Genomic DNA, 11,742 nt, shown 5'->3' with positions numbered 1-11,742 from the left:
CTGCTTACAGGTTACGCTGGCGTGCGGTCGCCATGGCTGGGCGGCTGGCTGATGACGAGCATGCGTACATCGGCCTGGCTGCGGTTGATGGCTTGATGCGCCTGGCCGGGATGGACTTCCACCCCTTTGCCGGCTCTGATGACGAAGTCATGGTGCTCTACTTCCATCGTCAGCTCGCCTTCGAGAACAAAGAAAAACTGCCGTGACTTCGTGTGGGAGTGCCGCTCCTCGCTGCGTCCCGGAGGCATGCGTTCTTCGATCACGCTGAGTTCTTCGCCTTTGACCAGATGCCATCCATCGCAGTCGATGCCCCATGTGTAATGTTCTGCGTTGCTGGTATCGACGATGCGCGTAGGCATACCTTACTTCTCCTTCAGGCGAGGCATCAGTGCCACAAGATTTCCGGGGCGTGTGCGACGATCAAACTGGTGGACAAGTATCTCATCCCATGCCTGAAGTACGGCGTTGGTTGAGCCGGGAAGAGCGAACAACAATTTACCGCCACTAACTCCTCCCAGAGCACGCGATAACATCGCCGCCGTTCCTATCTTTTGATAGGAGAGCATGCGGAATAACTCACCGAATCCGGGTAACTCCTTGTCGAAAAGAGGACGTAGGGCTTCTGGAGTTATGTCGCGTCCGGTGATGCCGGTGCCGCCAACACAGAGGATCACGTCGATCTCTGCGTCTGCTATCCATACGCGCAAACGGGCTTGAATACTGGCGATTTCGTCCTGCACCACGCTGCGTGTTGCCAGCAGATGGCCTACATCCGTCAGCCGTTGTATCAGCGCATCGCCCGATCGATCGTCGGAGGCGGTGCGCGTATCACTGATGGTTAGAACAGCGATGCGTATCGGTTGAAAGATAGTTTCAGGCATAGATTTCGTTTCTTCGGAAAGAACGAAGGGCATCCTTTTCTGGATGCCCTTCGCGTACTTCGTTGTCTTGCTTACATGTTGAAGTTTGGCTCGTGCTCGTCTTCCACACCATAGCGGCGCAGCAGGTTCGGCAGGTTCTGCGAGAAAGCCGCACGCGGCATCACAGAGTGGCAACCCGCTTCCATTGCCTTGGCCTTCAGGTCGCCCTGCAGGTGCGAGAGGAAGCCAATGATCGAGGTGCCCTTCTTCAACTTGGCTTTCAGTTTCGGAATCAGCGTCAGCGGCTTCGCGTTGGCGTTGTTCAGATCGAACACAATCAGCGACGGATGATCGTGCTCTGGCAGTTCCGCCAGATGTGCCACGATGTCCTTTTCCGGCTTCATGAACGCGACCTTCACACCCTGCAGACGTGCCGTCTCCTGAATCTTCGCGGTGAAGAACAGGTCTTCAATGAAGAAGTAGATGTGCGTGGGCGCATCTTCCGGGATGGCCACAGCGCGCTGATTGTGCATCAGTTCGGGCGGCAGTCGGTCTTCGTTGAAGTGGTGGTTGCGATGGTTATTCTGCCGCGACCGGTGGTTGCCATGGATCTCAATGGTGCTGGCCGGGGTATCGGCAAAGTTGCCGTTTACCTCGCGGTAGCTGTGGTCCATGGGACCCACGAACGAGCGCGGTCCGCGCTGCTGCTGTTTGCGGTTGCGGCCGCGATTGCCCATGCCAGAGTTGCTGCCCTGCAGGCTGTTGCCCGGCTCGGGGCGGGGCTGACCATCTCCACGTCCACCGTGCTTCTTCTTTTTCCAGCGCTTGCCCTGACCCTGGCCTTGACCCTGCTGCTGGCCATTGTTCTGGCGGGGCTGCTGCTGGTTGGTGTTCTGCGCAGGAGCAGCGGCTTCGCCACCCTCTGCACTGGCGGCTGCCTGAGGCGCTGTACCTGCTTCGCCATTTGCACCGGCGGGGCGGTTCTTGCGCTTGCGGCGACGGCGGCGGCTCTTTCCAGCAGCTCCACCAGGAGCGCCATTCGATGCGCCCTCCTCGCCGGCTGGTGAGGAAGACGTCGGAGCCACAACGGCAACATTGGGCTCGGGGAAGTTCAGTTGCTCTGCGTTCATGCTTCTTCTTTCTGTCTCAGGTCCTGTGTTTGTTGCGCACAGGACTCTTCTGGCGGTTCTTAGCCGCCTTCGTTACGGGTGCCGGTTTAGCCGGCAGACACGGGATGCGTTCAGAAGGGAAATGCGTCTCAAGCGTTAACTCGAAATCCTGCGGGAGAAGGGCAACATCTTTGCCTGTTTCGTCCCGGAATCCTTGTGCAGTTCGTTGCCTGTGCATGCCGCTGCATCGCGACAGCGTTTGGTATTTCGGCTTGCATCTGAAGGTCGCCGGAGACGGTTGGCACACAAACGAAATAAAGGATGTGGTGCCGAGCGGTTCTCTGCGCCTTATCTTCTGCTCTCTGTCCTCGGCACACGAAATCCGGGCCGGACGGAGAGAATTCACTTTCAGTGTCTAAATGATTTCGTTCCTGCCTGCGATCTTCAGCGAGCGGCTACCCAGGCGAAATGCGTGGGCCATGCTCAGCCGGTTCATCAGGCAACACCACTCTACGCGTATCAGCGACGGTATGCAAGTGTCATCTGCACTATTTTTAGTGCAGTTAAAATTCCTCCAACGGAAAACGGCCACTCTGGGTGGCCGTTTCGTCGATCTTAATGGCCATCACTGGCCTCCTAAAGGGTCTTGCTGCCGGTGGCCGGGGCGCCGTCTGCTCAGTTCGGACCTCTTTAGGTCTCGAATCTGGCGCGGTCTGCATCGCCGGGCCGGTGGTCTTGGTGCATTGGGCTACCAGCTTTGCCAGCAGCACCTATCCGCACGCTCTTCCCGCCTTTCGTTAGAGCAGGTTGTGTGCCAAACCGGTAATTTCCGTTTTTTACCGGAAATTCGCAGAAATGGTCTGGTTATGGTTTTTGCGTATACCAAATTTGGAATATCTGTGAATTCCGCTTTCCGGCGGATGGAATTGTGGGGTCCCTTTGCAGGATTGGATTGTGGAGGATAATAGGACTGTGACTCGTATTACCCCAGCCGACCTCGTTCCCGACCCAATGACACTGGACCTGCGCCTAGAGCCTGGTTCCGTCGACTATGCGCACGACGTCCGCCAGATTGGCCCGCTTGCCGTGAAGGGTACAGCAGAGCGTCTCGAAGAATATCGCGGACCCCGCGAGATTGTGGAAGACATTCGTCTGCGTGCCCATCTTGCAGGCGACTTTGAATTACTGTGCGGTCGTTGTCTTGAGCCGATTCAGCAACACGTAGAGCAGACCTTCGACCTGGTTTTTCGACCAGCGGGTGCGGATTCTGATCCCGGCGAACGCAGTATCAGTGAAGCGGAGACAGAAATCGGGTATTATGAAACAAGCGGCCTTCTGCTGGAAGACGCGGTGCGCGAGCAGGTGCTGCTATCCCTGCCCGAACGCTCGCTCTGCCGGGAGGATTGCAAGGGACTTTGCCCGCACTGCGGAGCGAACCTGAACGAGACAACCTGCAACTGTGGAGAGCAAATTGTGGATCCACGTTGGGGTGCGCTTCAGGGCTTTGGTGAAGGTAAGTTGTCCGGCGAGTGACGTGCTGAACGTTGGCACTGCGAGGTTGCACCAGTTTGTAACGAACGCTTCCGAACACGCGTAAGAAACGTGCGTGAACGGGGGCGATTGTGCTGATTTTGCGTATTGAAAGGTAATACCGATGCCTAATCCAAAGCGTCGCCATTCCAAGCAGCGTACGGCCAAGCGCCGCTCGCATGACTTTTTGACCGCCCCTAACTCGGGCAACTGCCCCAACTGCGGCGAGCGCAAGCTGCCTCACCACGCATGCCCCAAGTGCGGCGAATATCGTGGTCGGGCTGCTGTAGCCGCGACCAAGGAAGCTTAAGCTCCACCTGATTCGTATCTCATCTGGATGCTGACAGACATAGTCCTTGACGCAATGGGCTCCGAAAAGGGGCCTGAGCCGGAAATCCGCGGTGCTATTGCCGCATGCCGCCATTACCCGGTACGTATTCACCTGGTTGGGCCGGAAGACCGGATCGCACCAGCGCTGAAGCAACATCTGATGGGCGAACGTTTGCCCATTGAGGTGGTGCATGCCTCGGAGTGGATCAGCATGGATGACAAGGCCGCACAGGCTGTCCGCCAAAAGCGGGACAGCAGCATGCGTGTTGGCCTGAAGCTGGTCCGTGAGGGCAAGGCTCGCGGCTTTGTGACTGCTGGTAATACCGGCGCTGCCATGGCTACGGCCAAGATGGTGTTGGGCACTCTGCAAGGCGTCGATCGCCCCGCACTGGCGACCATTCTGCCCACGCAGACGGGGTCGCCCTGCGTCATGCTCGATTCCGGCGCCAACGTCGATAGCGATCCCCACAACATCGTTCAGTTCGCCCTGATGGGGCAGATTTATGCGCAGAATGTGCTTGGCATCCCCAAGCCGCGCATTGGTTTGCTATCCATTGGCGAAGAAGACTCCAAGGGCAACGCGCTTACCCGCGAAACCCTTCCGCTGCTTCGTGAATTGAATGCCCGCAATGTGGTTTACCAGTTCCTGGGCAATGTGGAAGGTCGCGATCTGTTTAACGGTCGCTGCGATGTCGTTGCCTGCGATGGCTTCGTAGGCAATGTTGCGTTGAAGACCACGGAAGGCATCGCCAAGCTGGTTTCCGAAAGCCTGAAGCAGACACTGAAAGCGACGATCACTTCTCAGGTGGGCGCGCTGCTCTCGCGCAAGGCATTCAAGAACTTCAAACGCCGTCTCGATTATTCGGAGTACGGTGGAGCGCCGCTTCTGGGCGTGCGCGGCGCATGCATCATCGGGCATGGATCGTCGAACGAGACAGCCATCCTGAACGCTATCCGGGTAGCCAGTCAGTTCGCTCAAGCGGATGTTAGCCGCCACATTGAAGCAGCATTGGCTGCGGCGAATGGCACGGCTGCTGTCGAAGCCTGATCCCATCAAGAGTCAACAGCGAATTTGTAAGCGCTGTAACTTCGTTTGTTCGCTGTAGGACACAGCGCAACCGAACGTCGTAAGCCCTGCCATTTTAGGTCTATCCCGCCAATATACTGACAGCATCCCGCACATCTTGTTCACACAAGCTGCGTGTTTTGTGCCGCATTCCCTCGTTTTCTGGAGCTGCCATGTCTCGCTGGATTTCTCTTATCCTGTCGCTCGTCTTTTTGAGCGGACTGTTGCTGCACACACCGAAGATCACTGCGCAGGAAACGGGCATAGTGCAGGTGTCTTCGGGAGTCAGCTACCAGTTTCTGGGGCGGTGGGACGTTGCGAAGTTGAATCAGGTGCTGAAGCAGGATGCGCCAAAGTTTTTCGGCGTGAACGTTACGTACACGCCCGCAGTGAATGCGGTGAAGTTGTATCGCGTGACCTACTCGTCTGTGATTCCCGAGCGCGGTAACAAGCCTATCGTCGCCAGCGGCTTGCTCGCTATTCCTGATACGGGGGCTTCGAGCTATCCGATGATGTCTTACCAACACGGCACTGTGTATGGAAAGCAGCAGGTGCCATCGTATCCGGAACAGTCGCCTGAGACGCAGCTTGCGTTGGCGCAGTTTGGTGGGCAGGGATACATCGTCATCGGCGCGGATTACTTCGGCATGGGTGACTCGAAGGAACACGAGGGATACATGGTGAAGGGAAGCCATCAACAGGCCACCTATGACATGTTGATGGCTGCGCGCGCTGTTCTTGCGCAGATGAAGATTGCATCACCAAAACTCTTCATCGGTGGCTGGTCGCAAGGCGGGTTTGTGACTATGGCATTCCTAGAAAAGCTGGAGAGCGCGGGTGTCACTGTGACTGCTGCGGCTACTGCTAGCGCACCTGTAGATGTCTACGCAACATTGAGCGGCTTCCTCGATTTTCCGCGCAAAAATGATGCCGATTGGGTCACGACGCTTTTCATCCTGTCGTCCTTTTCTTATGAGAACTACTACGGCGTTCCCGGCCTCGCTCACTCCTTGTTGAAGGATGAGTATTACGAACTGAGCCGCAGTGCTTATGAGCGCACACCCTTCGATGCGACTAAGGTTCCTACCGACGTCCACAAGCTCATCCGCGATGAATATTTTGATCCACAGTTCTTTGCCAACTCAGCTTACGGTCGCATCGTGGCTCAGGCGCAGACCTATCGCTGGATCATTAAGAGTCCCGTACGCAACTACTACGGCGAGACGGACGAGGCCATTACGCCTGGTATCGGCAAGATGGCGATGACCTATCAGCGCGCCATTGGTGCGGGCAATACGAAGGTGGAAGCAATCTCCACCGGCGATACGTCGCATCGCGGAACGTATGCCACGGCGGTGCCACAGTGGAAGGTGTGGTTCGACTCGCTGGCCAAGTAAGTCGCAATGAAGTTCCAGCCACGCACCCTCACTTGCGCCTTGCTTGCTGTTGTAATGTCCGCGAGCACGCTCGCACAAAATAAAGCGCGGGAGTCCGTTGCGACGGCTCCCGCGGCTGCGACCAATCCCACATTTCTCTTCCGTTCGCTTTCCATCAGCAACGAGTGGGATGGCATCCATGCTGCCAGCAATACCAACACCACGACGCTCAGTTACACCGAGCCCTTTCGTCATGCTGCTAATAGTCTGGGCATCTCCATCCCATTCGCAACGACAAGCGATTCCGCGTCCATAGCCGAGTCCCCCTCGCATCCGTTCGCATCGCCCGCAGCGGTAACTTCTACCACTGGAAAACCACCAATCGTTCTTGGCGATATTTCAGTCAGTGGCCAATGGATTCCCTGGCTCACACGCCACAACGGCGTTCTGCTGACAACGACTCTTGGCGCGCCAACCTCGCAGGACGACAGCGTTGGCAAAGGTAAATGGCTTGTGACGCCCAGCGTGGCCGTCTCGCATTTCTGGGGACCACACTTCCTTCTTGCCCAGTTCTTCCAGCAGAAAGTTTCCTTCGCCGGGCCTGCCTCACGTCCAGACGTGAATCGATCTGACCTTGACCTATACATGAGCGCCAGTCCGCGTAGTCTGCGCTGGTGGATGACGGCAGATCTCAATCTGGGGATCGACCAGGCGAACCACAATCACACGCCCTCGTCCATCACTGCCAGCGTCGGCCGTGGACTGCGCAAGACACGTGGCGGTTCACTGAATGGCTCGGTCATGGTGGGTGCGGGCATCGGCGCTTACCGTCCCTACGACGTCATGGTCACCGGTGGAATCTCACTGGTGGGCTTCCAGTGGAAGCAGCGGTAGTTCATCTCGGTTTGCTGTCTCAGTTACCGCGGCCTTCCAATGCGAGTACAGCGTAGCTAGTGGCGGCGTCCGTCATGAAGCGGCCCGCGTCACTCTCTGGATCGCGTTTCTTATTGAGAGATTCGGCAGTCCAATCGCCTTTCGCGTCCTGGTTTTTGCGAAGCCATTGCAGACCGGTTTTGACCAACGTCGACTGAGGTGAAGATCCGGACTGCTCCAGTGCATAGATCGTGAGGCCGGTGGCGTAGCCGTCGCTGACCGTGGGGACGGACGTGTTGTCCCGGCGCTGAAATTTGCCGAGTTTTGCCATGCTCCATCCGCCATCGGGTGACTGTTGCGCTGCAATTTCGGTCAATAGTGTGCGTTTTTCCTGTGGCGTCAGAAGGCCGTGGATACGACCCGATGCCCATAGCAGAACAACGCGGTTCATCAGTGGCTGCGTGGCGTAGTTGTGCCTGAGATAGCTGCGAAGTTGCTCCAGTTGCGGTTGAATGCTCGGATCATTGCGGTAGTCGTCAGGAGCCTGACCTATGGCGATGGCAGCGAGCGTTGCTCCCCAGTACTGTGATTCGTCCGCCTCCCAAGGCGAATTGTGGAAGTTCAGCCAGTCGAATGCGCCAGCCTGAGGACCGGTAGTCAGTTGCATCTTCCACATGTTGGCCAGTGCATCGCGGGTGATGGCGCGAAGATGGCCCTGCGGTGCATCGTAGCGGGTGAGGATCAGCGCGTTCAACACGGCTTCTGTGCCGCGCGACTCCGGCGTTTTGCGTGGACCAGACTTCGCGTCGTTGTAGAAGGGTTCGACTTCGTTCCACAGCGTGACGCGTCGCACCACGTAGTTCAGCATGGTCTGTTCGGTGGTCGATGGGCCTGATTCATGCAGCGGCTCTCGCAATGCGGGACGAGCCAGAGCATACGGGACAGCAGTATGGCAGGAGACGCATGCGGTAGCGTGGTCTCGCTGGCTTTTGGGCCAGGTGAGCCACCAGCTTTCCCGAGCATCGAGATAGCTTGCAGCTGTAAATCGATTCCAGTCAGTGGTGGGTGTGTCCGCTTTGTGATCAGCGCCGGCAGCGGACGGAAGGACGATCAAACAGGCGAACAGGCACGGCGTCAACAAGAGTCGCATGGCAGTTGTTCGAATCTGAAGATTGGGAACCCGGTGTGTGGTGCTTCACTGTAACACGCCGATGAATTACCACCCGAGATAAACGCAAGCCATGCCGTCTGCTCCTCAGAAGCTATATAAGACTGTTCAGGTCTTAATTTCTACCGTTCGCTGAATTCTCGTCTTGATGCCATCTAGGACTAGATTAGTCTTCTTTTCGAAGCAGCGTTGAGGGGCGTTGCTCTTTCCAGACTCTTCGGAAGGAGTGCAAACAGCATGAGCCATAAAACCAAGTTTAAGATTCAACGCGCCTTAGGTATCGAGCTACCCGGTCTCGGCAAGCCTGGCGCTCTGGAAAAACGGAACTATCCCCCCGGACAACACGGGGCCAGCCGCAAGGGCAAACCGTCGGAATTTGCCCTTCAGCTTCGCGAGAAGCAGAAGGTGATGTTCCACTACGGCCTGCGCGAGGAGCAACTTCGCCGCTTTGTTCGCGAGGCGCGGCGGGGCAGCAACAGCGGCAACTGGATTGAGCAGTTGCTCAGCCTGCTGGAACGCCGACTGGACAATGTCGTCTTCCGTTTAGGCTTTGCCCGCAGCATTGCCGCTGCCCGCCAGCTTGTGGCACACGGCCATGTTCTGCTGAACGGCAGAGCCGTCAACATTGGCAGCATTGTGGTTCGGGTGGGCGATTTCGTTCGCCTGACTGAATACGCTGCCGGAAACATGACAGAGCCTGCGCGCACCAATCCGCGGTTGGATCTGCCCAGCTATCTCCAGTTCGCCACGCCTGATACCAATACGCACGGTCGCGTGCTCAGCATGCCGGGATCGCATCATGTTCCGTTTGAGCTGAACACCAAACAGGTGGCTGAGTATTACGCGCAGCGCGGCGTCTAAACCTTTCCCCTCAACCTTTCACAATCGCAGCAGAACAGGAGAACACCAGCTCATGTGCATTCCCGTACGCAATCATCTTCTTGCCGAACGCGAAGGCCTCGGCGGCGTCTCCCTCTGCGGTTGTGGCACGCTTCACCTCTCTGTAGGCGGAGTTACCCTTCGCCTCGCGCCGGAAGCATTCCATGCCATGCTCACCATGTGCCAGGACGCTGCGCAGCAGCTCCTATTGGAAGGCGGCTTTCCACCGCTCCCAGCTTCCGCCCGCGTCCTACACTAGCCGCAGCTCCCGCCGGAGTCTCTTGCTTACGTGAGAGACTCCGTCCCGCCTCTTTCGCATCTTCCCGCCAGAACAATTCTTTTAAGCCATATCTCCGGCCATCTGGATGCCCGGCTTCCGGTCGGCGCACCTGCCAAACCTGACAGTTCCCTCAAACTGCTAGTCGGGTGAGAGTGAGTCAGGAGATGCGCAATGAAGAAACCCTTACTTACAGTGTTGGCATTTGGCTGTGCGATGTTGCTCGCCCGCACTCCAGCGATTGCACAGGGCAGCCAAGCACAGACATCTGCAAATCAAAGCTCTCAGAGCTCGACGGATAAGGATATTGATCTGTTGCGGAAAGATATTCGATCGCAGAAGAAACAGCTGATTGCGGCGAATGTGCCACTAACGGATGCGGAGGCGCAAGCTTTCTGGCCAGTCTACGATAAATACACTGCCGACCTTGTGAACGTTAACAATGACAAATACCAACTGATCAAGGAATACGCAGAGGGTTACGACACGATCACCGACGCGCAGGCTGACGATTGGACTACGCGTTTGTTGAAGCTGGATTCGGCAGTGACATCACTGCGGCTCCAGTATCAACCCGCATTTCGTAAAGTTCTGCCGGCTAAGAAAGCCGCTCTCTACGAGCAGATAGAGCGTAAAGCACAACTGCTCATTGATGTGCAGGTCGCTGTAGCGATTCCGCTTGCGCAGCCGTAGTCTTGTCATTCGTTGGGATAAATCCCATGCACTCCAAGCAGCATTCACCTTTTGGTGAATGCTGCTTTTCATCCTCCAAGTACCGTTCCACGCATAACTCCGTTTATGGAACTAGTTCGAATTGGCGGAGCTGCATCTTTGCGCCGGAAAGACTGCGTTGCGCAGCAAGGTGGAACTTCACAACGACTTCATTGAAGGCCATATCGTTCGCGTTCTTCATAGAGAAGCGCAGGTCTTCGCGCACTGCAGGCCGATAGATTGAAATAGGACTCTGCAGGCTGGAAGCAACGGGCATGCGTCCCAGAGAGCGTTCTACTGTCTGTCCGTTCGCCATCCGGTTACGCAGAATCAATTCCACATCTACACGTCCTAAGCGATTGTCTGCATTGGTCAGAGCCACATGCATTGCAGAGCAACAGGCTGCATCCACGCGATTTGCCAGCGGCTGTACCGCTTCCATTGTCAGCGGCGATTGGTCTGCAGAATGTACGTTGGCTTTCAGCGGATCGCCGCGCTGCGTACGGATGCCGGTAGCGCCGGGAACTGGGTACACCTCAAAGTAGCGATAGGCACCATCAAACGCGATCACCAAAGGTTGAGTGGGATGCATGGTTTGCGACATCGCAGCGATGGTCTTCGGTGTGATGTTTACCAGCTTTTGCTTTGGCATTGGCGGCGCCAGCAACACGATGCCCCGATAGCCGAAGAACACGCTTTGTATGCGTGGTGGCTGTATGGTTTGTCTTACTCCTGCAAGTACAACTGAGCTGACTTTGGAAGAGCCAAGTCCCATCCGCAGAAACGGTGTCAGAGCGAGGCAGGTCAGCAGGAAGCAGGGAAGCACGGCAGCGCGGCGACTGCGTGTGCCAATCGTTCCTGTAACGCGCACATTTGCAGGGGCGAGCGTGGTGAAGTACCACACCGTTGCGGTCGTCAGCACAATCATCAGCGAAATTGCTGTCGTTTCGAGCCCGCCTGCGACTGCTGCAATCGTGCTCAGGACCAGTGCGGCCAACAACATGGCCTCGCGCGTCGGTGGTGTGCGCCGAAGTTTACGCAGAGAATCGAACAATTCGTGGACTGGTATCAACGGAGTCTCATCCTGCTCCGCTGCAGTCACGGCTAGATGTTGGCGGCGAGAGTAATGCGTCAGGATTGCGGCGATCGGTAACGGTGCCAGCATTAGCCACACGTCGTGTTCGTTCCACACCAGCGTTAGCAGAGGAAGCCAGATCGCCGCGCTCCACGCATACGCTCTCAGTGACGCTGTTGGGCTGCCTAGTTCCTGACGAAAGACGCGGCAGAGGCCCCAGATCATCGCCAGAGCGCATCCCGCCGCCAGAGCCATCAACCACGCCGATCGTGAAAACAGCTTTGGCCACGTGAGCGAATGTGCCGCAGGTACGGACACGAATGCCACCACCAGCCACGCGGAAAGGAAGCCCACTACCATGGGCAGTACCCAACTCCGCCAGTGTTGATGCTCTTCTGCGTTCTTGTTCATGCTCCGCATTCTGCTTGAATGGGCGGACTGCTTGCAGCAGCAAAATCGCGCCTGACAAAAAATATCGAGCGCCAAGC

The 11,742-nt window shown here is 56.9% G+C and carries 13 protein-coding genes; 8 read left to right on the top strand and 5 right to left on the bottom strand.

Annotation, left to right across the window (positions count from 1 at the left end; all coding sequences use genetic code 11):
• Nucleotides 1-11: 11 nt before the first annotated feature.
• The 3 genes from BLT38_RS14620 to BLT38_RS14610 all read right to left on the bottom strand — a co-directional run bounded on the left by BLT38_RS14620 (nt 12) and on the right by BLT38_RS14610 (nt 1,990).
• Entirely contained in the window at nt 12-359 is a 348-nt protein-coding gene (locus BLT38_RS14620) for a cupin domain-containing protein (protein WP_083345838.1), read from the bottom strand.
• 3 nt (nt 360-362) lie between these two features.
• Nucleotides 363-881, bottom strand: a complete 519-nt coding sequence (locus BLT38_RS14615; protein ID WP_083347117.1) for a molybdenum cofactor synthesis domain-containing protein — start codon at nt 879-881, stop codon at nt 363-365.
• Between the two features lie 71 nt (nt 882-952).
• A complete protein-coding gene (locus tag BLT38_RS14610; protein ID WP_083345837.1) occupies nt 953-1,990 on the bottom strand; it encodes a response regulator in 1,038 nt (345 codons plus the stop codon).
• A 951-nt stretch (nt 1,991-2,941) separates the two neighbouring features.
• On the opposite strand from BLT38_RS14610, the gene BLT38_RS14600 reads away from it, so the two are divergent.
• The 5 genes from BLT38_RS14600 to BLT38_RS14580 all read left to right on the top strand — a co-directional run bounded on the left by BLT38_RS14600 (nt 2,942) and on the right by BLT38_RS14580 (nt 7,165).
• Nucleotides 2,942-3,502, top strand: coding sequence for a YceD family protein (locus tag BLT38_RS14600; protein WP_231966528.1), 561 nt, complete (start codon nt 2,942-2,944; stop codon nt 3,500-3,502).
• 121 nt (nt 3,503-3,623) lie between these two features.
• Entirely contained in the window at nt 3,624-3,809 is a 186-nt protein-coding gene (gene rpmF / locus BLT38_RS14595; protein WP_083345834.1) for a 50S ribosomal protein L32, read from the top strand.
• A gap of 27 nt (nt 3,810-3,836) precedes the next feature.
• The gene (gene plsX, locus BLT38_RS14590; RefSeq protein ID WP_083345833.1) at nt 3,837-4,877 is read left to right on the top strand and encodes a phosphate acyltransferase PlsX; all 1,041 of its coding nucleotides are present in this window, start codon (nt 3,837-3,839) and stop codon (nt 4,875-4,877) included.
• Between the two features lie 191 nt (nt 4,878-5,068).
• The gene (locus BLT38_RS14585; RefSeq protein WP_083345832.1) at nt 5,069-6,292 is read left to right on the top strand and encodes an alpha/beta hydrolase family protein; all 1,224 of its coding nucleotides are present in this window, start codon (nt 5,069-5,071) and stop codon (nt 6,290-6,292) included.
• Between the two features lie 6 nt (nt 6,293-6,298).
• Nucleotides 6,299-7,165 carry a hypothetical protein gene (locus BLT38_RS14580; protein WP_083345831.1) on the top strand — a complete coding sequence of 289 codons (867 nt, stop codon included), beginning with the start codon at nt 6,299-6,301 and terminating at the stop codon, nt 7,163-7,165.
• A gap of 19 nt (nt 7,166-7,184) precedes the next feature.
• Here the strand turns inward: BLT38_RS14580 and BLT38_RS14575 are convergent, their stop codons facing one another.
• Nucleotides 7,185-8,294 (bottom strand): hypothetical protein, encoded by a 1,110-nt coding sequence (locus BLT38_RS14575; RefSeq protein ID WP_083345830.1) that lies wholly within the window; start codon nt 8,292-8,294, stop codon nt 7,185-7,187.
• A 255-nt stretch (nt 8,295-8,549) separates the two neighbouring features.
• Between BLT38_RS14575 and rpsD the strand changes: the two genes are divergently transcribed.
• From rpsD to BLT38_RS14565, 3 genes are all read left to right on the top strand, one after another.
• Nucleotides 8,550-9,173, top strand: a complete 624-nt coding sequence (gene rpsD / locus BLT38_RS14570; protein ID WP_083345829.1) for a 30S ribosomal protein S4 — start codon at nt 8,550-8,552, stop codon at nt 9,171-9,173.
• Between the two features lie 52 nt (nt 9,174-9,225).
• On the top strand, nt 9,226-9,450 hold the full coding sequence (locus tag BLT38_RS20545) for a hypothetical protein (RefSeq protein WP_156785143.1): 225 nt from the start codon (nt 9,226-9,228) through the stop codon (nt 9,448-9,450).
• Between the two features lie 192 nt (nt 9,451-9,642).
• Nucleotides 9,643-10,161 (top strand): hypothetical protein, encoded by a 519-nt coding sequence (locus BLT38_RS14565; RefSeq protein ID WP_231966526.1) that lies wholly within the window; start codon nt 9,643-9,645, stop codon nt 10,159-10,161.
• 103 nt (nt 10,162-10,264) lie between these two features.
• Here the strand turns inward: BLT38_RS14565 and BLT38_RS14560 are convergent, their stop codons facing one another.
• Complete coding sequence (locus BLT38_RS14560; protein ID WP_083345828.1) at nt 10,265-11,665, bottom strand: hypothetical protein; 1,401 nt, start codon at nt 11,663-11,665, stop codon at nt 10,265-10,267.
• Nucleotides 11,666-11,742: the final 77 nt, after the last annotated feature.

This window comes from Terriglobus roseus (assembly GCF_900102185.1).
GTDB classification, from domain to species: domain Bacteria; phylum Acidobacteriota; class Terriglobia; order Terriglobales; family Acidobacteriaceae; genus Terriglobus; species Terriglobus roseus_A.
This window is presented reverse-complemented; position numbering and strand designations above follow the sequence as displayed.

Excerpts from the sequence above, each read along its gene's own strand:
- BLT38_RS14620 (WP_083345838.1), bottom strand. The coding sequence starts at position 359 with ATGCCTACGCGCATCGTCGATACCAGCAACGCAGAACATTACACATGG.
- BLT38_RS14615 (WP_083347117.1), bottom strand. The coding sequence starts at position 881 with ATGCCTGAAACTATCTTTCAACCGATACGCATCGCTGTTCTAACCATC.
- BLT38_RS14610 (WP_083345837.1), bottom strand. The coding sequence starts at position 1,990 with ATGAACGCAGAGCAACTGAACTTCCCCGAGCCCAATGTTGCCGTTGTG.
- rpmF (WP_083345834.1), top strand. The coding sequence starts at position 3,624 with ATGCCTAATCCAAAGCGTCGCCATTCCAAGCAGCGTACGGCCAAGCGC.
- plsX (WP_083345833.1), top strand. The coding sequence starts at position 3,837 with ATGCTGACAGACATAGTCCTTGACGCAATGGGCTCCGAAAAGGGGCCT.
- BLT38_RS14585 (WP_083345832.1), top strand. The coding sequence starts at position 5,069 with ATGTCTCGCTGGATTTCTCTTATCCTGTCGCTCGTCTTTTTGAGCGGA.
- BLT38_RS14580 (WP_083345831.1), top strand. The coding sequence starts at position 6,299 with ATGAAGTTCCAGCCACGCACCCTCACTTGCGCCTTGCTTGCTGTTGTA.
- BLT38_RS14575 (WP_083345830.1), bottom strand. The coding sequence starts at position 8,294 with ATGCGACTCTTGTTGACGCCGTGCCTGTTCGCCTGTTTGATCGTCCTT.
- rpsD (WP_083345829.1), top strand. The coding sequence starts at position 8,550 with ATGAGCCATAAAACCAAGTTTAAGATTCAACGCGCCTTAGGTATCGAG.
- BLT38_RS20545 (WP_156785143.1), top strand. The coding sequence starts at position 9,226 with ATGTGCATTCCCGTACGCAATCATCTTCTTGCCGAACGCGAAGGCCTC.
- BLT38_RS14565 (WP_231966526.1), top strand. The coding sequence starts at position 9,643 with ATGAAGAAACCCTTACTTACAGTGTTGGCATTTGGCTGTGCGATGTTG.
- BLT38_RS14560 (WP_083345828.1), bottom strand. The coding sequence starts at position 11,665 with ATGAACAAGAACGCAGAAGAGCATCAACACTGGCGGAGTTGGGTACTG.